This window comes from Alteromonas sp. ABD4_190 (genome assembly GCF_056160105.1).
In genome coordinates this window covers 3,932,752-3,954,950 of sequence record NZ_JBSWWN010000001.1, presented here as the reverse complement: position 1 = coordinate 3,954,950, position 22,199 = coordinate 3,932,752, and the positions used below count along the sequence as shown (strand labels likewise).

At 44.1% G+C, this 22,199-nt stretch carries 18 protein-coding genes; 10 read left to right on the top strand and 8 right to left on the bottom strand.

Translation table 11 applies throughout. The annotated features are described in order from the left end of the window. Positions 1-88: 88 nt before the first annotated feature. The 3 genes from kynU to ACXAFM_RS17265 form a co-directional block, all read right to left on the bottom strand. Positions 89-1,324, bottom strand: coding sequence for a kynureninase (gene kynU, locus ACXAFM_RS17275; RefSeq protein WP_474835499.1), 1,236 nt, complete (start codon positions 1,322-1,324; stop codon positions 89-91). After that, on the bottom strand, positions 1,314-2,474 hold the full coding sequence (locus ACXAFM_RS17270; protein WP_474835497.1) for an alpha/beta hydrolase family protein: 1,161 nt from the start codon (positions 2,472-2,474) through the stop codon (positions 1,314-1,316). The genes kynU and ACXAFM_RS17270 overlap by 11 nt, the downstream gene beginning before the upstream one ends. A gap of 93 nt (positions 2,475-2,567) precedes the next feature. Further along, complete coding sequence (locus tag ACXAFM_RS17265; RefSeq protein ID WP_474835495.1) at positions 2,568-3,743, bottom strand: thiolase family protein; 1,176 nt, start codon at positions 3,741-3,743, stop codon at positions 2,568-2,570. Between the two features lie 351 nt (positions 3,744-4,094). On the opposite strand from ACXAFM_RS17265, the gene ACXAFM_RS17260 reads away from it, so the two are divergent. From ACXAFM_RS17260 to ACXAFM_RS17230, 7 genes are all read left to right on the top strand, one after another. Continuing rightward, the gene (locus tag ACXAFM_RS17260) at positions 4,095-4,502 is read left to right on the top strand and encodes a MerR family transcriptional regulator (protein ID WP_179983106.1); all 408 of its coding nucleotides are present in this window, start codon (positions 4,095-4,097) and stop codon (positions 4,500-4,502) included. Then, a complete protein-coding gene (locus ACXAFM_RS17255; protein WP_474831217.1) occupies positions 4,499-5,668 on the top strand; it encodes an isovaleryl-CoA dehydrogenase in 1,170 nt (389 codons plus the stop codon). The genes ACXAFM_RS17260 and ACXAFM_RS17255 overlap by 4 nt, the downstream gene beginning before the upstream one ends. 253 nt (positions 5,669-5,921) lie before the next feature. Then, positions 5,922-7,529, top strand: a complete 1,608-nt coding sequence (locus ACXAFM_RS17250; protein ID WP_474831215.1) for a carboxyl transferase domain-containing protein — start codon at positions 5,922-5,924, stop codon at positions 7,527-7,529. An 11-nt stretch (positions 7,530-7,540) separates the two neighbouring features. Beyond that, a complete protein-coding gene (locus ACXAFM_RS17245; RefSeq protein WP_474835493.1) occupies positions 7,541-8,341 on the top strand; it encodes an enoyl-CoA hydratase/isomerase family protein in 801 nt (266 codons plus the stop codon). Next, entirely contained in the window at positions 8,331-10,337 is a 2,007-nt protein-coding gene (locus ACXAFM_RS17240; RefSeq protein WP_474835491.1) for an acetyl/propionyl/methylcrotonyl-CoA carboxylase subunit alpha, read from the top strand. Before ACXAFM_RS17245 ends, ACXAFM_RS17240 begins: the two co-directional genes overlap by 11 nt. Beyond that, the gene (locus ACXAFM_RS17235) at positions 10,285-11,238 is read left to right on the top strand and encodes a hydroxymethylglutaryl-CoA lyase (protein WP_474835489.1); all 954 of its coding nucleotides are present in this window, start codon (positions 10,285-10,287) and stop codon (positions 11,236-11,238) included. Before ACXAFM_RS17240 ends, ACXAFM_RS17235 begins: the two co-directional genes overlap by 53 nt. 293 nt (positions 11,239-11,531) lie before the next feature. Further along, positions 11,532-12,545, top strand: coding sequence for a transposase (locus tag ACXAFM_RS17230; RefSeq protein ID WP_474831286.1), 1,014 nt, complete (start codon positions 11,532-11,534; stop codon positions 12,543-12,545). Here the strand turns inward: ACXAFM_RS17230 and ACXAFM_RS17225 are convergent. Together ACXAFM_RS17225 and ACXAFM_RS17220 are read right to left on the bottom strand one after the other, a co-directional pair. Next, on the bottom strand, positions 12,514-13,668 hold the full coding sequence (locus ACXAFM_RS17225) for an MFS transporter (protein ID WP_474831207.1): 1,155 nt from the start codon (positions 13,666-13,668) through the stop codon (positions 12,514-12,516). The genes ACXAFM_RS17230 and ACXAFM_RS17225 overlap by 32 nt on opposite strands. Positions 13,669-13,742: 74 nt before the next feature. After that, a complete protein-coding gene (locus ACXAFM_RS17220) occupies positions 13,743-14,276 on the bottom strand; it encodes an SRPBCC family protein (RefSeq protein WP_474831205.1) in 534 nt (177 codons plus the stop codon). Positions 14,277-14,924: 648 nt separating this feature from the next. Between ACXAFM_RS17220 and glgC the strand changes: the two genes are divergently transcribed. Beyond that, on the top strand, positions 14,925-16,211 hold the full coding sequence (glgC, locus tag ACXAFM_RS17215) for a glucose-1-phosphate adenylyltransferase (protein ID WP_474831203.1): 1,287 nt from the start codon (positions 14,925-14,927) through the stop codon (positions 16,209-16,211). A gap of 123 nt (positions 16,212-16,334) precedes the next feature. On the opposite strand, the gene ACXAFM_RS17210 is transcribed toward glgC, so the two are convergent. Beyond that, positions 16,335-17,147 (bottom strand): alpha/beta fold hydrolase, encoded by an 813-nt coding sequence (locus ACXAFM_RS17210; protein WP_474831201.1) that lies wholly within the window; start codon positions 17,145-17,147, stop codon positions 16,335-16,337. Between the two features lie 71 nt (positions 17,148-17,218). Further along, positions 17,219-18,541 (bottom strand): spinster family MFS transporter, encoded by a 1,323-nt coding sequence (locus ACXAFM_RS17205; RefSeq protein ID WP_474835487.1) that lies wholly within the window; start codon positions 18,539-18,541, stop codon positions 17,219-17,221. 169 nt (positions 18,542-18,710) lie between these two features. Between ACXAFM_RS17205 and ACXAFM_RS17200 the strand changes: the two genes are divergently transcribed. After that, on the top strand, positions 18,711-19,526 hold the full coding sequence (locus ACXAFM_RS17200) for an acyl-CoA thioesterase (protein ID WP_474835485.1): 816 nt from the start codon (positions 18,711-18,713) through the stop codon (positions 19,524-19,526). Positions 19,527-19,563: 37 nt separating this feature from the next. Here ACXAFM_RS17200 and ACXAFM_RS17195 read toward each other — a convergent pair whose 3' ends face one another. Beyond that, positions 19,564-20,409, bottom strand: a complete 846-nt coding sequence (locus ACXAFM_RS17195) for an HDOD domain-containing protein (protein WP_474835483.1) — start codon at positions 20,407-20,409, stop codon at positions 19,564-19,566. Between the two features lie 490 nt (positions 20,410-20,899). On the opposite strand from ACXAFM_RS17195, the gene ACXAFM_RS17190 reads away from it, so the two are divergent. After that, complete coding sequence (locus tag ACXAFM_RS17190) at positions 20,900-22,198, top strand: glycosyltransferase (protein WP_474831194.1); 1,299 nt, start codon at positions 20,900-20,902, stop codon at positions 22,196-22,198. The last annotated feature ends 1 nt before the right edge of the window (position 22,199 follow it).

The following is a 22,199-nucleotide window of genomic DNA, read 5'->3' as shown; positions in this document are numbered from 1 at the left end:
AATAGTTACATCAATAACAAGTCAACCGCGAAGTATTAAGGTTAAACGCAAAAAATGCAATAAATTCGACTATTTAGTCACTATTTAGCTATGTGACACTCTGCTGTTGCTTGAATTCTTCGCGGTCATAGCGCTTTTCACTTATGATAGCAGTCAATGCTGCTACCGCTTTTTCAATATCGGCAAAGCTCAAATACAGCGGCGCAAAGCCAACACGAAGTATGTTTGGAGCACGAAAATCAGCAATGACGCCTTCAGCTATCCACGCTTGGCAAATGGCATAAGCATCATCGTGTGCGAAAGCGATCTGGCTACCTCGATTATCTAGAGAAGGGCTTACCACCTTAAGCTCGTCTAATAACCCAGCCCTTTTAGCTTCAGCGATAAAATAGGCTTGAAGCTTTTTAGATTTTTCATCAATGGCTCTAATTGAAACGCCTTCGAACACATCAAGGGCAGCATCTAGAATGCTCATGCCAATAATGCCTGGCGTACCGCACAAGTTTTGTTTTACTGAGGTATCAGGGGTGTAGTCGGGTGAGAATGAAAATGGCGAGCTATGGCCCATCCAACCTGATAGAGGCTGTTTATAAGCGTCTTGATGTCGTCGGGCAACATAAATAAATGCAGGAGCACCTGGGCCGCCGTTTAAGTATTTATAAGTACAACCCACAGCGAAGTCTACATTGCACTCATCTAGGTCAACGGGAAACGCGCCCGCACTGTGCGCCAAATCCCATAACGTGAGAATTCCTTTATTGTGCGCCTGCTCAGTAATGCTCTTCATGTCGAGCTTAAGGCCGCTTCTGAAGTTTACCTGCGTCAGCATGAGCACAGCGATATCTTCATCAAGCTGGGCACCAACACTATTTTCATCTATGTACCGAATACTGTATTCATTGCCCAGCAAACCGAGTAAACCTTGAACCATATAAATGTCGGTGGGGAAATTGTTTCTTGTTGTGGCGATGACTTTTCTTTCAGGGTGCATTTTTAAGGCAGCACTAAGCACCTTAAACAAATTGATTGATATCGAGTCGCAGCATATTACTTGGCCTTGCTTTGCGCCGATAATGGTACCAATTTTGTCGCCTACCTGCTGTGGAAGTGAAATCCACTGATGCTTGTTCCAGCTTGTAATAAGGCCCTCGCCCCACTGTTTTTTTACGACCTCCCTAGCACGCTCTTCCGCTTTCTTGGGTAAGGGGCCAAGAGAGTTACCGTCAAGATAGATAGTATTGTTTGGCAACGAGAATTCGCCCGCCTTGCTAAAAAGCGGATCTTTTTCATCAAGTTGCTCAGCAGAAAAAACCTTATTCATCATGTTGACTCATAACCTCAAGTAAAGCATCAAAGGACGTTGATTCTGGATGTAGCCAGTCGAAATGACCACCGTTTGTTATTATTCTACTTTTTGCGCCGGGCATTGTAGCGTGGTGTTCGGGTACAATACTATCTTCGTTGCCTTGTATTAATATTACCGAGGGCTTGATTTTAGCTGCGTCTGGCGTAGCCATTTGGTATTCACGTTCGTTTTCAGCTGGCATGCCACCCATAAACTGTGGCGTGGCTGACTGACAGCTATTTTCACCAAGGGCATAACTTTGCACATTTGTTATAGCGGCAAGGCCTATTACTTGTTTAATGCCTGTACCTACATCGCTACTCGATAGTTGCTGTGCGGCAAGTAAGCCAAGGTGCCCGCCTGCAGAGTGACCTACCAAATATATGTTGCCATTATCGCCTGTAGCTTCAATATTCTCGATCGATGCTTTCACAGCACTTATTACATCTTCCAAACTACCAGGCCAGCCTCCACCTTCATCACCAACACGCCTATATTCCATTGCATAGACACCCATCCCAAGCTCTGCCAAGGCATGATAAAACCCTTTAGCATGGTCGTAGCCGTATGCGTTAAGCCAACACCCACCATGAACGAAGATGAATGCGTCCCCAGCAAACTCATTTTCATCCCCACCGCGGCCATGCCATAAATACACAGTCTGAAGCGGGTCATTCCCATAGCTGAATTGACTATCATGCTCTGACGTTGGCAAGACACCCAACGCAGAATATGGCACTTGGGTTAGTGTGCGAGAGTACTCATTAGAATGGGCGTTTACATTAATATTTGCATGGGTGTCATTCGAAGCGTTTTTCGGGAAAAGGTTCGGTACGTTATCGTGGGTGTCTTTGTAATTCGGCGTTGATCGGGTGACACCCATCGTTAAAGATAACTCTTGCGAGTCTGCATGAAACTTCGAGTTCGCATGGGTGTCATTCGAAGGCACCCTCGAAGCGGCATTAGATGCTAAATGTCGTTCATTCGCATGGGTGTCATCGTAAGTTACATTGTTATTTACAACATTACCTTCATTCGGAAGTGAAGTCGCTTGAGTATTTACAGCGGGCAACAGCGTCGCTAATACAGCTAATGTGATTGGAGAGATACCTTTGATAGAAGATTTCATATTAATAGTTTTTATTTCAATTAAATCATAGAGTACCAAGTAAATGGTGGCACTCTATGATTAATTTTTTGACATATTATCGCCGGGCTCTGCTTAGATTATTTCAACAGCCAGTGCTACGCCTTCGCCACCGCCTATACATAAAGATGCAATACCTTTTTTCCCGCCACGTTGCTTAAGCGCATGCAGCAGAGTTACCAAAATACGTGCGCCTGATGCACCGATTGGGTGGCCCAATGCACATGCACCACCTTTCACGTTCACTTTACTTTCATCAAGCCCAAGTTTCTTGACTGCCAGCATAGTTACCATTGCAAAAGCTTCATTAATCTCAAACAAATCAACTTCTTCTTTTGTCCAGCCTGCTTTATCCAACACTTTTTCCATTGCCCCTACAGGTGCCACAGTGAAGTTTTCAGGTTCAATAGAATTTGTAGCGTGAGCAACCACGCGCGCAAGCGGTGCGAGACCCAGCTCTTTTGCTTTGCTTTCGCTCATTACAACCAGTGCCGCTGCACCATCTGAAATCGAGCTTGAGTTAGCTGCCGTGACCGAACCGTCTTTTTTAAAAGCAGGTCTTAGTGTTGGTATTTTTTCAGGGCGAGAGGAACCTGGGCCTTCATCGGTATCAACAACAGTATCGCCCTTACGAGAAGAAACTGTAACAGGTACTATTTCATCAACGAATGTACCGCTATTTATTGCTTCATGTGCCTTTGAAAGCGAACTTAATGCAAATTCATCCATTTCGCCGCGAGATATATTTTCTTCATCGGCAGTATCTTGCGCAAAACATCCCATTGCTTTCCCATCATAAGCATTTTCTAGCCCGTCTAGCATCATGTGATCTAGCACTTGACCATGGCCCATGCGATAACCCGTTCTTGCTTTAGGCAGCATGTAGGGGGCATTACTCATGCTTTCCATTCCACCCGCTACAACTGCTGTCGCACTGCCAGCTTTGATTAAGTCATGCGCCATCATTACCGCTTTTAAGCCCGAGCCACATACTTTATTAATGGTTGTTACTCCCGCACTTAACGGAAGCCCCGCCCCCAGTGAAGCTTGTCGTGCAGGTGATTGACCAAGGCCAGCGGGTAATACACACCCCATAATGACTTCATCAATTACAGAGACATCCACCGCTTCACAGGCTGCTTTAATCGCAACTTCGCCGAGTTTGGTCGCAGCTAGTGAAGACAAATTACCGTTAAATCCACCCATTGGTGTGCGCTTGGCAGCGACAACAACCACTGATTCTTTACTCATAACTGTGCCCTTAAAATTTATTTAAATCATAATGTTAAGTGAAAAGTACTACACAGATGTATACAAAAGTAAACACCTCAAATAGCGCCTAAGCTTTACCTTCACCGTGAAAAATTGACGTTAGCAAAATGTTACTTTACCTTAACGTAAAATGTAATTAACGTTAACGTAAACCTGTACCAAGTGTGTGTCAACCTAACACTACGCTTTAGCATAGTGGTGTAAAAAACACACGGCTCCAAGTCAATAGTGCAATTACAAAGACATCCACCGAGTACAGCAAACTTAATTACAAAGACACCCAAGCTAAGATAAAGGGTGTTAAACAGCGCTAAAAACAAGGTACGTGTAATGAGCAAGTACGAAGACGAAACAACATATGCTATAGGTGAACTCGCGCGAGAGTTTGACATTACTCCTCGTTCAATTCGTTTTTATGAAGAGCAAGGGCTAATGTCGCCGTCCAGAACTGGGCAGAATCGTGTTTATTTAAACAAAGACAGAGTGCGCTTAAAGCTTATCTTGCGGGGTAAACGCTTAGGTTTTTCCCTTGCTGAAGTCAAAACACTGTTCGACATGTACGACACTAACCCCAACTCGGCCATTCAGCTAGAGGCTATGCTTGAAATGACTGAGCAAAAAAGAGCAGTGCTTAAACAACAATTAGAAGATATCCAGATGTTAATGACAGAGCTGGACGATGTTGAAGCACGTTGCCGTGAAGAACTCGCAGAATTGAAACGAGGAAATATCGCATGAACACCTCCTACCCTACTTTGAATTTTGGACTTGGTGAAGACATCGAGATGTTACGTGACCAGGTCTACCAATTTGCACAGAATGAGATTGCACCTCTGGCTGAACAAGCAGACGCAGATAACCAATTCCCAAATCAACTGTGGACTAAGCTTGGTGATATGGGCCTATTGGGTGTGACCGTGTCAGAGCAGTACGGTGGTTCTGATATGGGCTATCTCGCCCACACTATTGCGATGGAAGAAGTTAGCCGCGCTTCAGGTGGTATCGGATTAAGCTACGGCGCTCACTCAAACCTTTGCGTTAATCAAATCTTCAAAAACGGTAACGACGCACAACGTGAAAAGTACTTGCCTAAGCTAGTAAGCGGTGAACACATCGGCGCGTTAGCAATGAGTGAGCCTAACGCAGGTTCTGACGTCGTTAGCATGAAATTAAAAGCTGAAAAGCGCGGCGATAAATACATCCTTAATGGAAACAAGATGTGGATCACAAACGGTCCTGATGCACATACTTTTGTTATCTACGCTAAGACTGACCCTAACGCAGGGCCTAGAGGGATCACAGCGTTTATCGTAGAGCGCGATTTCCCTGGCTTTAGCCGCGCACAGAAACTCGACAAACTTGGTATGCGCTCATCTAATACCTGTGAGTTAGTTTTTGAAGATTGCGAAGTACCTGCGGAGAATATTCTTGGCAATGAAGGCGAAGGCGTTCGTGTACTAATGAGCGGCTTAGATTACGAGCGTCTTGTTTTATCCGGCGGCCCACTCGGCATCATGCAGTCGTGCATGGATATTGTTGTTCCTTATATTCACGACCGCCAGCAGTTTGGTCAATCAATTGGTCAATTCCAACTGATACAGGGCAAAGTCGCTGACATGTACACGCAAATGAATGCTGCACGCGCGTATGTTTACACCGTTGCACAGTCGTGCGATCGCGGTGAAACAACGCGAAAAGATGCTGCTGGCGCCATTCTTTACTCAGCAGAACTGGCAACCAAAATGGCGTTAGATGCCATTCAGCTGTTAGGTGGTAATGGTTACATCAACGAATACCCAACAGGTCGCCTATTACGTGATGCCAAGCTATACGAAATTGGCGCGGGAACGTCTGAAATTCGCCGAATGCTAATAGGCCGCGAGCTATTCAACGAATCGAAGTAAATCGGGATTACGGGTGGAAGGCTAATTCTACTGAACAATGAAAGATTAAACGCTGTTTGTTTTATAGAAATTAGCAAGACACCCACCCTAAGATTTATTAGGACATTTACGAAAGCTGAACTTTATTTACAGGCCAATGAATTACAAAGACACCCATCGCAACGAAAATGCTTGGCATGGGTGTCTTGCTAATCGTCATGCTAACTAGTGGCTCAGCGACAGCCGTCGCCAATGCCCAATACAAGGAGGGGTTATGCCCGTTCTTCGCTCAAGTATAAACACGAAATCTGAAACATTTATCTCAAACGCCGAGCACATGCAGGCTCAGGTAAATGATCTAGTCGAAAAAATAGAACAAATTTGCCAAGGTGGCGGCGAGAAAGCGGCTGAGCGCCACGTGTCACGGGGAAAACTTCTACCTCGTGACCGAATCAATGCACTGATTGACCCAGACACGCCTTTTCTAGAAATAGGCCAGTTGGCTGCATGGGAAGTGTATGAAGACTATGTACCTTGTGCAGGGGTAGTTGCCGGTATAGGTATTGTAGCTGGCATCGAGTGCATGATTGTAGCTAATGATGCTACTGTCAAAGGCGGGACTTACTACCCTCTTACGGTAAAAAAGCACCTTCGCGCTCAAACCATTGCAGAACAGAATAACTTACCTTGTATTTATCTTGTAGATTCAGGTGGTGCTAACTTGCCACGCCAAGATGATGTATTCCCCGACAGAGAACATTTCGGCCGTATATTTTTCAACCAGGCAAATATGTCTGCTAAGAATATCCCTCAAATTGCTGTAGTAATGGGTTCCTGTACAGCTGGGGGGGCTTATGTTCCCGCCATGGCTGATGAAAGCATTATCGTTAAAGAACAAGCGACTATTTTTCTGGGCGGACCACCACTTGTTAAGGCTGCAACAGGTGAAGTGGTAACTGCAGAAGAGCTCGGTGGCGGTGATGTCCATACTCGTATTTCCGGGGTCGCTGATCATCTTGCCAACAATGACCATCATGCACTTTCTCTAGCTCGAAATGCTATCTCTAGGCTAAACCGAAAGAAACCTGAAGACTTAGACGTTGCTGAGGTGAAACCACCGCGCTACGACACCAAAGAAATTTACGGCATTGTGCCTGCCGATAGTCGCCAGACTTACGATGTAAGAGAAATCATTGCGCGTATTGTGGATGATTCAGATTTTGACGAATTCAAACCCCTCTATGGCACTACTCTTGTCTGTGGTTTTGCGCGCATTTTCGGCTTCCCAATCGGCATTGTTGCGAACAACGGCATACTTTTCGGTGAAAGTGCGCTCAAAGGTGCTCATTTTGTCGAGCTTTGCGCCATGCGAAAAATCCCTATCGTGTTTTTGCAAAACATCACAGGCTTTATGGTCGGTAAGCAATACGAGCACGGCGGTATCGCAAAACACGGAGCAAAAATGGTAACCGCTGTAGCATGCGCGAATGTTCCAAAACTCACTGTGCTTATCGGTGGAAGTTTTGGTGCGGGTAACTACGGCATGTGCGGCAGAGCCTATGACCCACGGTTTCTTTTCATGTGGCCAAATGCTCGCATCTCTGTGATGGGCGGTGAGCAAGCAGCAGGTGTTCTCGCACAGGTTAAACGCGACCAAAAAGAGCGTTCTGGAGAATCTTGGAGCGCAGAAGAAGAGAAAGCATTTAAACAACCCGTTATTGATACCTACGAAAAGCAAGGACATCCATACTATGCATCTGCGAGGCTTTGGGACGATGGCGTTATCGACCCAGCGGATACACGTTTAGTGCTCGGGCTATCGCTTTCAGCGGCGCTTAACAAGCCTATTGAAGACACCCAATTTGGCATATTTAGAATGTAGGAGTTCGGGTTATGGAAAAATCAGTTATTTACAGCGTAGATGAAAGAAACATTGCCACTGTCACCTTAAACAGGGCTGATAAACATAATGCCTTCAACGACGAAATGATAATCGAGCTGACTCGTTTGTTTAAAAAAGCGGGCGAAGACGAGAATGTGCGCGCGCTTATTTTGAGGGCAGAAGGTAAAAGCTTCAGCGCTGGCGCCGATCTTAACTGGATGAAAAAGATGGCCAGTTATACCGAAGCGCAAAATGAAAGTGACGCTCTTGCATTAGCAACCATGCTGCAGACGCTTTATAAAATGCCAAAGCCCACAATAGCGAGAGTACAAGGCGCAGCTTTTGGGGGCGCAGTCGGTTTAATTGCCTGTTGCGATATTGCTATTGGAAGCAAGCTCAGCAAGTTTTGCTTAAGCGAAGTAAAAATAGGCCTTATTCCAGCGACGATCAGCCCTTACGTTGTTGAGGCAATGGGGGCACGTGTATGCCGACGCTACTTTCAAACAGCTGAAGTGTTTTCTGCGCGTAGAGCACGACGACTAGGTTTATTAAGCGAATCTGTTACCGAAGATGAGCTAGACAGCACGATAGATGACATTGTATCAAACATACTGAAAAACGGCCCCCAAGCAGTGGCGAAAGCTAAAGACTTGGTGCAATGGGTGTCTACGCAAGAAATTGATGATGTCCTTCTCACACAAACGAGCAAACTTATTGCACAAGTTAGGACTTCTGATGAAGGTCAAGAAGGTTTGTCAGCCTTTTTAGAAAAGCGCAGTGCGTCATGGGTGGAGGTACAAAATGATAAATAAATTACTAATTGCAAACCGTGGCGAAATAGCCTGCCGCGTTATAAAGACAGCCAACGCACAAGGTATAAAAACCGTAGCTGTTTATTCAGACGCAGATGAGAATGCACTTCACGTGCAAATGGCTGACGAAGCAGTTTATTTAGGGCCATCTCCGTCAAAAGAAAGTTATTTACGTGGTGAAATCATTATTGAGAAATCGAAAGAGCTTGGTGTGGATGCTATCCACCCGGGTTACGGCTTTCTCTCTGAAAATGCAGAATTTGCAAATCTGTGCGCAGAAAACAACATTATTTTTGTAGGTCCACCCGCATCTGCAATAGAAGCGATGGGTTCAAAATCTGCCGCTAAGCATATCATGGAAAAAGCAGGCGTTCCATTGGTTCCAGGCTATCATGGTGACGAACAAAGTGAAGCGGTGTTGAAAGGTGCTGCCGATGAGATGGGCTACCCGGTGCTTTTGAAAGCCGCAGCTGGTGGCGGCGGTAAAGGCATGCGCCAAGTGTGGAGCGAGAAAGAATTTTCTCAGGCTTTAAACGCCGCTAAACGTGAATCTATGGCCAGCTTTGGTGACGACCATATGCTGGTTGAAAAGTACCTAACTCGCCCTCGTCATGTTGAAATACAAGTTTTCTGTGACACCCACGATAACGGTGTATACCTTTTCGAGCGTGATTGCTCGGTTCAACGCCGTCACCAAAAGATTATTGAAGAAGCACCAGCGCCTAATATGTCTCAGTCAGTGAGAGAAAAAATGGGCGAAGCGGCGATACTGGCGGCGAAAGCAATTAATTACGTAGGTGCAGGAACTGTAGAGTTCTTACTTGATGAAGACGATTCATTTTACTTTATGGAAATGAATACGCGCTTGCAGGTTGAACACCCTGTTACAGAAATGATTACCCGAGAAGATTTGGTTCACTGGCAATTAATTATTGCTGAAGGTAAGCCCCTACCTAAGCAACAAAAGGAACTAACGTTAGCAGGACACGCATTCGAAGCTCGTATTTATGCTGAAGATCCTAACAACGAGTTTCTACCTTCCACCGGCACGCTGTGCCTGTTACGCACACCAAAAGAAAATGACGTAGTTCGCGTTGATACTGGCGTTGTCGAAGGCGATGAGGTAAGCGTATTTTACGACCCTATGATTGCCAAACTTGTGGTTTGGGGAGAGAACCGGGAGGTAGCCCTCAAGCGCCTAATTAGTGCATTGGGCGATTACTATATTGACGGTGTAAGCACAAATATTGACTTCCTAAAGCGCGTCGCTACCCACCCGGCATTCGGTGCTGCTGAGTTGACAACTACATTTGTTGAAAAGCATAACGATTCGTTGTTTAACCATGTAGCTAGCGAAGACACCCATTCTAATATCCCGGTAATGGCATTACTTTCCCTAGTAAGTAGAAAAGTTACCTTGAGTAATCGCACACCTGAAGTATGGTCCACTGCGGGTGCGTGGCGGTCTAATGGAAATCACCAAGAAACTCTAACGTTGCTTTGCGGCCAAGAAGAGGTCGGTGTTGAGGTAAAACATCTACTACACGGGAATCAGCCTGTCTGGGAGCTTACGGTAGCTAACGAAAGCTTCGAAGTAAGTGGCAAGATCATAAATAACACGCTGAAAGCGACAATCAATGGATACAAATCAACTTTTCCGTTTTCAGACAATGATGGGGTGTTTACTCTTTTTAACAAAGACACCCATGCTAAGTTTAGTGTAGTTTCGCCCTCGTTAGGTGCTGATAACAGTGATAGTGATGATGCCAATTTAAGTGCTCCTATGAATGGAACAATAGTCGCGCATTTAGTTGAGAAAGGTCAGCAGGTTAAGAAAGGTGCTCCAATTTTAGTCATGGAGGCGATGAAGATGGAGCACAGTATTATTGCTCCACATGACGGCTCAGTAGAAGAATTCTTCTTCAACCCAGGTGAATTAGTGGATGGTGGGGCTACGCTATTGGCGTTTTCGACTAAAGAAGCAACCGAGGTTTAATGTGACGTTTCCTAAAGAAGTAAGCATTGTCGAAGTCGGCCCTCGAGACGGCCTTCAGAATGAAAAACATACCTTAAGTGTCGAACAAAAGGTAGAGCTTATAAAGCTTCTATCAGAAACTGGTCTCAACCGTATAGAGGCTGGTAGCTTTGTTTCGCCCAAATGGGTGCCTCAAATGGCGAATTCAGGTGAGGTTATTAAAGCGCTAAATTCAAAGGAGAATATCCGTTATTCTGCGTTGACACCCAACCTTAAGGGGCTAGAAGCGGCCGTAGAGTCAGGAGTGAAAGAGGTTGCTGTATTTGGTGCAGCCTCTGAGTCTTTTTCACAAAAGAATATCAACTGCTCAATTGGCGAAAGTTTAAAGCGTTTCGAAGGCGTGTTTAAACTAGCCAACCACCATAATATAAAAGTGAGAGGTTATGTTTCATGTGTAATGGGCTGCCCCTATGAAGGTAATATCTCTCCTAATGCCGTTACACAAGTAAGTAAGGAACTGATTGACATGGGATGTTACGAAGTTTCACTAGGCGATACCATTGGAGTGGGCACACCAAAAGCTACCAGCTTGTTGCTTGATGAAGTACTAAAGGAAATTAGTGTTAGCAAGGTTGCAGCCCACTTTCATGATACTTATGGACAAGCACTAGTTAATTTGTACACGGCGCTAGGATATGGTGTTTCTATCATAGATTCGGCTGTTGCAGGACTAGGAGGTTGCCCTTATGCCAAAGGGGCCAGCGGTAACGTCTCAACTGAAGATGTCCTGTATATGTTGAATGGCATGGACATTTCCACAGAAGTGGACATGAACAAGCTGCTTGTAGCCTCGTCGTACATTTCTGACGTTTTGGGTCGCTTGCCCGTATCGAAATCAGCCAACGCACTTTTGGGTAAATAGCCTTCAGTTACGGGCCCATGGATTCATGTATCCGTTTTATGAAGACACCCACCCTAAAGACCAAAAATTTTTTAAGGTGGGTGTCTCTACAAGCTCTCGCTATACAAAGCTCTGTAGAATGGATGTCACTACTAGCTGCTACTTCTTTAGGATGGATGTCTTTGTATGCTTCTTTGTAAGCTGTCCCACCATTATTGACACGTAATCATAAAAACCGCGCTATTGTTCAGGTCACAGAGCAACACCTCAGGTGTTAAGGTTTGATCAAGTAATATGATTTGCCGGATGAAAAAGTGGCGCAAAGCAGAAAATCCCTTATTAGTCTTCAAGACACGCCCTATTATCACTGTATATCTCGATGCGTAAGACGTAGCTACCTTTGCGGGTACGATCGACATAATAATGTTAGTTACGAGCATAGAAAATCTTGGGTAGAGAAAAGGCTTCTATTTTTAGGTAAAGTTTTCTCCATAGACATTTGTGCTTATGCGGTTATGAGCAACCATGTCCATGTCGTTTTATCAGTAAATAAAAATGTTGCCCTCGCTTGGTCAGTAGACACTGTTTTAAGGCAATGGCATAAAATGCACAAAGGCACCCTACTCACTCAAAAATATTTGAAGGGCGAATTACTTAGCGATAATGAATTAGATGCGGTCAAAGCTACGGCTGAAGTTTATAGAAAACGTCTGTTTGATATTAGTTGGTTTATGAGAAACTTGAATGAGTTTATCGCGAGGAAAGCCAATGAAGAAGATAACTGTACTGGCAGATTCTGGGAAGGCCGATTTCGTTCACAGGCTTTATTGACTGAGAAGGCACTATTTTCCTGTATGGCCTATGTTGATTTAAACCCTATTCGAGCGAGATCAGCTACGAATCTAAAAGACTCGTTGTATACAAGCATGTATACCAGGCTGGCCTCACGCGCATTGAATAATCAACCTGTCAATGGATTAATGCCGTTTAAAACTAATAGAATAAATGACTGCCACCGCTGCTTAAATCTCACTCTAAGCGACTATTGCGAACTTCTTAATAACTCTATTAAGTTACTTCTTGATGGCAGTGCACAAGCGGCTAAGCAAGAAAATTGTAGCAATGTAAATTTAATTGGCCTCGGAGAAGCTCAATGGCTCAAGGTTATCAATGATTTTGAGAACATTTTTTCCTTTGCTGCTGGAGACAAAACATCTATGCAAAAATTCAAAGAGCGCACTAATAGAAAGCGAATGGCTAAACAGAGATCAGCATCGCTCTGCTTCGACCTTAAATCTACTTCTCAGAAGGTAGAATTACAGTCATAGCAACTGCGATCAAAAGCACTGCTGCCATGATATACACCACAGAAAACGGTAAAACAGGCGTTAGCGCAGCGTAGAGAGCGCCAAACGCTAGCAAAATTACTCCTATCGCAGTGTTAGAAAAACCGACTAACTCAGTTCGCTCTTGGCCATCTTTAACATCTAAACTATATGTCTTTCTTCCTGTTCTTACGCCTGTATGAGCTATTGATAGCAAGAAGAACAGAAAAGCTGATGTGGCAATTGAGGCTGATTGCCAATAAAGAAGCCCTCCACACGCGCACAGCGCGAGCAGACCTGATAGTTGCAGCGTTAACTTCGCACTTTTATCAGCAAGCCTCCCCCAAACGATCGAAGATAAAAGCGCAGCCGAAGCCTCAGCACCTATATATATCGGTAGCAACTCTTGCGCATCACCATTATTTTCGATCATAAAATAGGGAGCAACAAGCGCCGAATGCACAAAAAGCCCCCTTACAAAAATAAATTTATAAATGGTAGGATCAAAGTTAATACTAAACGCTTTTCCGTCGTCGCTGCCAGTGTCCACACTTGTCTTGATGGGCCACACACATACCAAAGTCAAAATAAAAGAAAGCAAACTTCCACTTAAAATTAGCAAAAGTACATTTGAAGAAAGGTTGTCATCTATAATGACCAGGGGTATTGAAATTACGAGTGTAACCACCCCAGATATAGTAGATGCCAATCCTATCAAATTGCCACGCTCTCCTTTATCGGCGACATCTGCTTCCATATCTTTAACAGTTAACGAACACGCAGAACGGCCCAAACTAAGAAGCATAAGAGAGATAAGTAGTAGAGTTCCTGCTGTGAAGCTAGAAAAGAATATCACCGAAAACAGCATGCCAAGCACAGCAAATGCTTGTATTGCCATGCCAATGCGCCATACGATATGCCGCTGCGAATGTTTTCGAAGATAAATACTAATGAGTACTTGAGGAAGAAGTGCACCCGACTCTCGGATAGGAACTAACCACCCCACCATCCAAACTGGAGCACCGACACTCAGAAGAACTGCCGTTAGAGTTGTCTTAGCTGATATCAACAGGTCGGCAAGCTTATTAAGCGAAAGGCCAGCGATGAGGAGTTTTTTTTCTTTCATGGTCGATGGCATGTACCGTATAAAATCCGGTATATACGGCACTTATATGTTTTAAGATCAGAAAGTTGCGCATATTACCTGTTGTTTTCAACCAACACCTTTAGGTTTTCAAGGCCCATTTCAAAATCGGGTCCAATCATACCATCCACCATTAATGCAAAATATTTGTTGATTGGATTATTATCTACTGTTCCTTCATCTCTCCAAATGACCAAAGAGCCGTCGACCGTAGGTACAATTTCAACTACGCCTGAAGAGCCTACGTCAAACTCAGGGAAATACAGTTGATAGAGAACTCGCTTGTTGTGTTCTAGTTGCGTTATTTCCATTTCGCCATTCCCTTCCGTCTCACTTATCCACTCCGAACGCATTCCAATCGCCCTGTCAGGGCCAGAATAGTCAAGCTTCATTTTCGGGTCGCGTTTGAACCACACCCCCCACTTTTGCCATTCCTTTAGGTCAACAACATAAGGATATATCTCAGATGGCTTAGCATCGATACTGACTCTTCTTTCCACGCTATACTTATTTGGAATAAAAAAGCTCATACCGACAAACAATAAAATTATTATGCCAACCACAACTAAAAGTTTTTTCAGCGCTTCCATCTAAGACTCCATAAAATGACCAGTCGCTCAAATATAACATCTAATTAACAAATGTCACTTATTGGTGTGGTTACCACTTTTCCGGAATTTGCGTTAGATAGACACCCATCGAATCATTTTTAACGGAATTAAAAACGTTTCGATGAGCTAACATCTTTAATAACTTGGTCGTTTAGCTGGGTGTCTTCATAAATAGTTCGATAAAAACTGCAAACCTATCGTTTTATGAGTGAAGTGGATGTCTTTTCAAGATGCGATCGAAAAACTTATGCTGGATGTCTTTCTTCACCTATCTACACCTTGTGATAATGAGTGCGTCGACTATTGTTTATAGGTATGCGTTTTATGAGTGGGTGTCTTTCTTAGCTCTTTCAATGAAAAGTTCGATGTTACGTTGGGTGTCTTGCTTAGAATCTTGCTTAGAAAAATCGCAAAATAACATGATTTTTAAAAATTTAACCATTTCATCACAAAGCAAGAAAATCGCACTGTTATTCTAAATTATCTTGTGTAATATGGGTTTAGGTTATCAGCAAAGCCTGTTCACTTGGGCGGCTCACGGATAGCGCAGCAAATCGCAACACCTCGTTTTCTCTTTATATTTCTATTGATACACGGTTATCGCTTTTTTACAGGAGTTTTTAGAAAATGGCAGATCAAAGTTCTCGTTACATCAGTAACCTCACCCGCGATACATATGCGCTTATCTTAGCTGGGGGAAAAGGTTCAAGACTACACGAGCTCACTACTTGGCGAGCCAAACCCGCGCTTTATTTCGGCGGTAAATTTAGAATCATCGACTTTCCCCTATCAAATTGTGTTAACTCAGGCATTCGAAGAATTGGCGTTGTCACTCAGTACAAGTCTCACTCCTTAATTCGCCACTTGGTCAGAGGTTGGGGGCACTTCAAGAAAGAACTCGGCGAATCAGTTGAAATTCTTCCGGCGTCTCAGCGCTTCTCCGACAGTTGGTATGAAGGCACCGCCGATGCTGTTTTTCAAAACATCGACATCATCCGTGATGAACTGCCCAAATACGTAATGATCCTATCAGGTGACCATATCTATCGTATGGACTACGGTGATTTGCTCGCTAAGCACAAAGAGTCTGGTGCCAAGATGACAGTATCTTGTATGTCAGTTCCATTAGAAGAAGCAGCGGGTGCTTTTGGTGTGATGTCCGTAGATGAAAACTACCGTATTAATGGTTTTGAAGAAAAACCTGCCAACCCTACCCCGCTTCCGAACGACCCCACGCGCTGCCTAGCCTCTATGGGCAATTATGTATTCGACACCGAGTTTTTATTTGAACAACTGCGAGTAGACTCTGAAAATATGGGGTCTCAGCGTGATTTTGGTAAAGATATTATTCCATCGATAATTGCTGACCACCCGGTATATGCCTACCCATTTGAGAAAAGTGGCGGAGATAACGCTTACTGGCGTGACGTAGGTACAATTGATTCGTTCTGGGAAGCCAATATGGAGATGGTAGCGCCAGTACCTCAGCTTAATTTATACGATAGAAAATGGCCTATTTGGACGTACCAAGAACAACTACCGCCTGCTAAGTTTGTATGGGAAGATCACGACAGACGTGGTGAAGCTATTAACTCTGTTGTATCCGGTGGCTGCATCATCTCTGGCTCTACCCTTCGCTCTTCTATTTGTTTTTCTAACGTACGTGTACATTCATACGGGTTAATAGAAGATGCCGTCATCCTTCCAGACGTTGAAATTAAACGCCATTGTAAGTTGAAAAAGGTGATTATTGATCGCGGCTGCGTTATACCGGAAGGAACGACCATTGGTTACGACCACGAACAAGATACAGCACGAGGCTTCCGTGTCTCAGAAAAAGGTGTGGTACTTGTAACACGTGAAATGCTAGGCCAACCTGTGGGTGGGCTAAGCGCCTCGAGCAAACAGAATTAATAAAGGTTTTAAACGTCTAAAAGATTGATTTTGGCGCCTACGGTCAAAATCAATCTCAGATAAACCGGCTAAACCTTTAATAACTTAGCCCAATTTATGTAACCAACAAGCGAAACCACCCGCTTACTCCGCCTCGTTGCTCCACCTTATAAGGGTTTGCTCAATAAAGCTCGCTACCGCTTCAGGATGCTCTAACGGGAACATATGACCACCATCTAATACCACATGTTCAATTGCATTATGCTTCATTAGTCGCGAGTACATTTCAGGCTTACATACATTACTGCTGCTCCCCGTCGCCAATACTGCAGGGCACTTAAGCTTTCCTTTGTATTTCCCGAGGTTATGAGGCACGTTACGGAATAAATCAGCTTCCACGTCCGCCCGAAATGTAAGTGAGATATTGCCTCCTTTACTCTCTGTAACAGACTTCACGTAGTCACGTACGCATCGTTTATCCATATCTCTAAAAAGTGCTTTGCCATGAAAGTACGCAACCATATCGGTATTGCTTGGCCAACGTGTATTACGCGTTTGTGCGAGTTTTGCAGGCGTTAGCTTATTAATTAAAGGCGTATGTTTCGCAAATTTAAAGAAATAACTCAGTGGGCCAACCACTAGCGGAGGGTCGAATAAAATAACGCCCCGAAATAGCTCAGGCGCCTCACACGCCGCCATGTAGGTAATGACGGCGCCAAACGAATGCCCTACACCGTAAACACCGCGTGGATCTTTGTTTTCTTTCTTAATATGTTTGATGAGTTCTTGAACCTGATTTCGCCAGTTGCCATTTACGGGGAGCTGAGGGTCGTGCCCGAATCGCTCAACGTGCAAACGGTTGAAGTGGCTGGGTAACGCCGAAAACATGGCATTATAGCTTCCTGCAGGAAACCCGTTTGCATGGGCAAAATGAAAACTCAACTCTGACGACGACACCAATACACTCCTTCACATTCAAACAATAAAGGGGCCTATAATCAGCCCCTTACAATGGAATATCGATAATACTACAAGCCCCTAGATTCTGCCATTTCCCAATCTTTTACAATCTTCGTGCTTGTCCATAAGAACACAGCAATTGAGATGGCGTAAGGAACTACTAGGTAAATCAAAGCTTGCCTTAATGCCTCAGTCTCGCCTAAAGACGGCACCAGCGCTTGGCTTATAATACCGGTAAGTGTAGGCCCGCCGCCTAGCGCAATTATATTTAAAACAAAGAAGAAGAGTGCCGTCGACATTGCCCTTACGTTTAGTGGTGCAAGGGTTTGTGCCATCGCAAAACTAGGCCCTAAGTAAGAGCCACTTGTAAATAACAGCAGCGCCATAAGCCCAACCGACAACCACAAATCTTGAACTTGTAGCGATGCATAAAAGGCAGGCACCCCGATAATAAGCGCGATAGCAGGTAGTAATGCATAAGCTTTCTTATTGTGCTTGCCCCACCTGTCAGCTACATAGCCACCTAACCACACACCCAATGCATACGCAGTACCGTTGATGATGCCAAATACAATAAGAAGTTGTGTAATATCTAGCCCTGCAAATGCTCGCACGTAGTAATCTATGACCCAAGTCGATATTGCATAGTTACCGAACGAACCAAATGAAATACCCAATGCCATTCCCCACCACGTAGGTATTTTTAGCAGCATTTTCAATGACGATTTAACACTTGGCTTATTCGCGTCATCTGCACTTGGCGGAGAAACTGTTCTAGCAGGCTCTTTTACCGTCAACTTCAGCAAAATAGCCAGTATTACTCCAGGTATACCCACGCTGTACATTACCGTACGCCAGTCGGCAGATCCGCCCTGTAAAAAGAACGCTGAGGCAAAAAACGCCAGCATTACACCAAATGGAATGCCTAAAGAATAAATAGCCAGAGCTCCAGCGCGTTTTTCTTTAGGAAAAAGGTCAGAAATTATACTGTGCGATGGTGGGCTGCCCCCAGCCTCACCTATACCTACACCAATACGAGCAATAGCGAGTTGCATATAATTGGCTGCTAAGCCTGATGCCGCAGTAAAGCCACTCCACAGCGTTAGTGATATTGCAATAATGTTAACTCGGCTATAACGGTCTGCAAGCCAAGCAATTGGAATACCCATTACGGTATAAAGTAGCGCGAAGTAGATGCCTTTAAGCCACCCCAACTGGGCGTCATCTAACCCCAGATCGGCTTTAATGAAAGGCGATAATATTCCGATAATTTGCCTATCTATAAAGTTAAAGGCATACACTAAGGTTAATATGAACAGAACGTAATTGCGGTAACTTCTAGATGTTCCAGCTTCGTTAGCGGGAATACCTTCAACGTGCGTATGGGCCATAACAGTCCTTTTGAGTGACGATATCCCAGTCTACGCAGCTGGTAAAAAAATACACAACTAATTGTTACTTATTTGTTAACATAACGAAAATTTCTAACTCAGGCTTTTCGTTCCGCAGCGCTTAATGTACGATGACTCCCACTTAACTCATCAGACCAGACAAGCCAATATGACAGTAGATGAATTGCTCAATATTCCCCAACTATCACAAACATCAGAAAATACTTGGAAAGTTGACGGGCTAGTTATTCCTCAAACTTGGGGTCAAGGACGAACGGCGTTTGGCGGCATCTCTGCCGGCATGCTATATAGCGCTGTGAAGCAACAAGTAACTGATAGTCGCGTGTTACGCTCTTTTACTACTAACTTTGTTGGTCCGTTGTCCCTCGAAGCCCCCTTCTCTATCGAAGTTACCCTATTAAGAACGGGTAAAAATGTTTCGCAGTATACCGCGCATGCCATTCAAGACGGCAAAAGCTGCGTTTTTTCCCAAGCTTGCTTTGGGGTTGCTAGAGAATCTGGCATTAAGGTAGAGAATACCGAAAAACATGATATGCCTTTGCCTAATAAGGCGAAATTCATCCCACAAATACCTAAAGTTACGCCAAAGTTTTTACGTTACTTTGACTTAGCCATTGAAGATGGCGGTATTCCTTTTACGCGCAGAAAAACAAGCCACTACCACGGTTTCATGCGGTTTAAACAAGCTCCTGCGGCGATAACTGATGCACACATTATTACCATGATTGATGCCTGGCCGCCTACACTATTGCAAATGATGAAATTGCCGGCACCGGCTAGCACGGTTAGCTGGAATTTAGAATTTATCCACCCGCATAAGCCGGTAAGCCCAACTGATTGGTTCGGCTATAAAGCCCATACTAGACAGGCAGCTGACGGTTATGGACATACGGAAGCGACAATTTGGGATAAAGATAACGAAGTCATTGCAATAAGCAGACAAACCGTAGCGATTTTTGACTAATCCCTACGGCATTAGCTATGTCTGAAGGCGTTTAGCCTTAATAGAGCATAAACGCGTTAGGATTAAACAAGGAAATAACCGAAATACATTGAAGGTTAGTTATATCTAGCGCGTCTTCCAAATCCTCGCGATTAAGCGACAACGCCTCGTGCATTTCAGGTTTTAAATTGTGATAGCTTGGATAAATTTCTGGGTTTACGTTATCTAGTGCTAACACGTAAGAAAGCTGTAGAATTTTATCTTCTACATTTGTCTCTACATCTTCGCCTTTGTGAATACTGGCAATAGGCGTATAAATTGAACTAGGGATTTCCCATTTTTCAATCAGTCTTGCCGACAGATCTGCGTAAGTAAATCCTAATACGCCAAATTGAAGCTCTGCTGGGCTTACCTGTGCATTAAACGCCTGACAACGGGTTGCCGACTCAGGCAAAAGCGAAACGGTAACTAGCTCTCCAATATTGTGAAGCAGCCCGGAAACGAAAAGTCTTTCGGGCTCTCTAATATTGCGCATATCGGCAAAATACTTGGCCAATAACCCGCAAGAAACGCTTTGTTCCCAGAACTTGTCTAAGTCTATAGCTTGGCCATTTACTTCACTAAATGCCTGACTTACACCATAGGCCAACGCTAAGTCGTAGGTAGAACGGGTTCCCACAACCTGAATAGCCCGTGTTATCGTGTCAATTTTATTGGGAAAACGATAGAGTGCTGAGTTTGCCACTCTAAGTAGCTGGGTAGCCAATGACGGGTCGAAAGCAATGATATCGCCAATATCGTCAATGCTTGAAGCTTCATCGTCCATACAAGCTTTAAGTCGCGTTACCGAGTCTGGTAAAACAAAGAGGTCTTCCGCTTTCGAAACTAATTCATCTAAATTCATTCGTGCACTCTCTTCAATGCAGTCTTTGTCATTATCGTGTTCAAGGCACCTCCATTCGCCATGAGCCTCATTAAGGTATAGGCGTTAAACCTAAATAGGTCAATTAATATCGCCTAGTAAGAAAGTATGATTTCTTTACTAATCAGGTAGTTAAAAAACTCTTAAAAGAGTAATTATTAATTGATGTTCTTTTGTAAGTATAAGCTGTTTTTCCAACCCTGAGCATTATCAATTTTGGTAATACGCTAGACTACAATACACCTCTGTAGTTCCTCGAACATGCCGGAACGTCGTGTATTATAACGAGCAGCTTGTTTTTACAAACCTAAAATTCTTTTTCAAAGAAAAACTTAGGGTAATTACCTATAAGAATTAGAATTTCTAAGGCAGAGCCCCTTTAATTAATGACGTGCGCAGTTTTGTGATAGCATCTGCCGCAAAATAACCGTGCAGTTCAGGCACAATTTAAATAAGAGTTGTAATTCGTACCATGTTAAATGTTGTTGTAGTCGGCTATGTATGGCCCGAGCCTAATTCCTCAGCAGCGGGGCAGAACATGCTCTCTATTATTGAGCGTTGCTTAGCCGCTAACTTCAACGTGACTTTTTTAACAGCCGCCACCGATAGCGAGCACAAAGCCGATCTTCTAGCCATGGGGGTAAATGTTCAGCCTGTGGCGCTAAACTGCAGTTCATTTAACACTCTTATTGCAGACATAGCTCCAGACGTGGTTATTTTTGATCGCTACATGACCGAAGAACAGTTTTCCTGGCGAGTAAAAGAAGTTTGCCCGAATGCGCTAAGAGTGCTTAATACTGAAGATTTACATAGCCTTCGCCAAGCGCGACATGAAGCGGTAAAAAAGCATGGCGATGCAAAACTAGCGCATCTACATAGCGAACTGGCCCAAAGAGAAATTGCCTCGATTATTCGAAGCGATCTAACCTTGGTTATTTCAAAAAAAGAAATGGCCTTATTGACTGAACACTACGGTGTACCTTCAGCGCAACTTCAGTATCATCCTCTTATAGTTGGCCGTTCTATTAGCCATACCCCATCTTTTGAGCAACGCTCGCATTTTATCCATATTGGTAACTTTCGCCATGCGCCAAATTGGGACGCTGTTTTGCAGTTAAAGCAGCATCTGTGGCCTTCAATCAAAAAAGCATTGCCTCATGCTGAATTGCATATTTACGGCGCTTACCCACCTAAGAAAGCAACGCAACTTCACAACGAGAAACAAGGCTTCTTAGTAAAGGGCTGGGCCAACGATGTTGAGTCTGTAATGATGAATGCTAAAGCTCTTATTGCTCCCTTGCGATTCGGCGCGGGGATAAAAGGAAAATTGCTGGATGCAATGCGCTGCGGTACGCCTAGTATCACGACCTGGATTGGCGCAGAAGGTATTATTGAAGATAGCGTTGATGTAAATAGCGAGATGAGCGCCAAAGTCGAACACGAGGTTAAAAATCTGCAATCGGCACAATGGCCTGGTGCTCTATGCGGTGCCGATACTTCTAATGCGGCCGTTATTCAAGACTACGTTGAAAAGGCTGTAGCGCTGTATGAAGATGAGAAGATATGGAGTTTAGCCAATAATCACGCAGTTAGCTTGCTAAACGTATTTAAACAGCAGCAGCCAGAAGTGCCGTTTATTGAAAGAATAAGTGAGTTAAAACAAGGGCTAGATAAACATAGAGATGCTTTGTTTATGCAAAGTTTGTTGTGGCATCAAACGCTTGCAGCAAGTAAATATATGAGTCAGTGGATTGAAGCAAAAAACAAGTAGA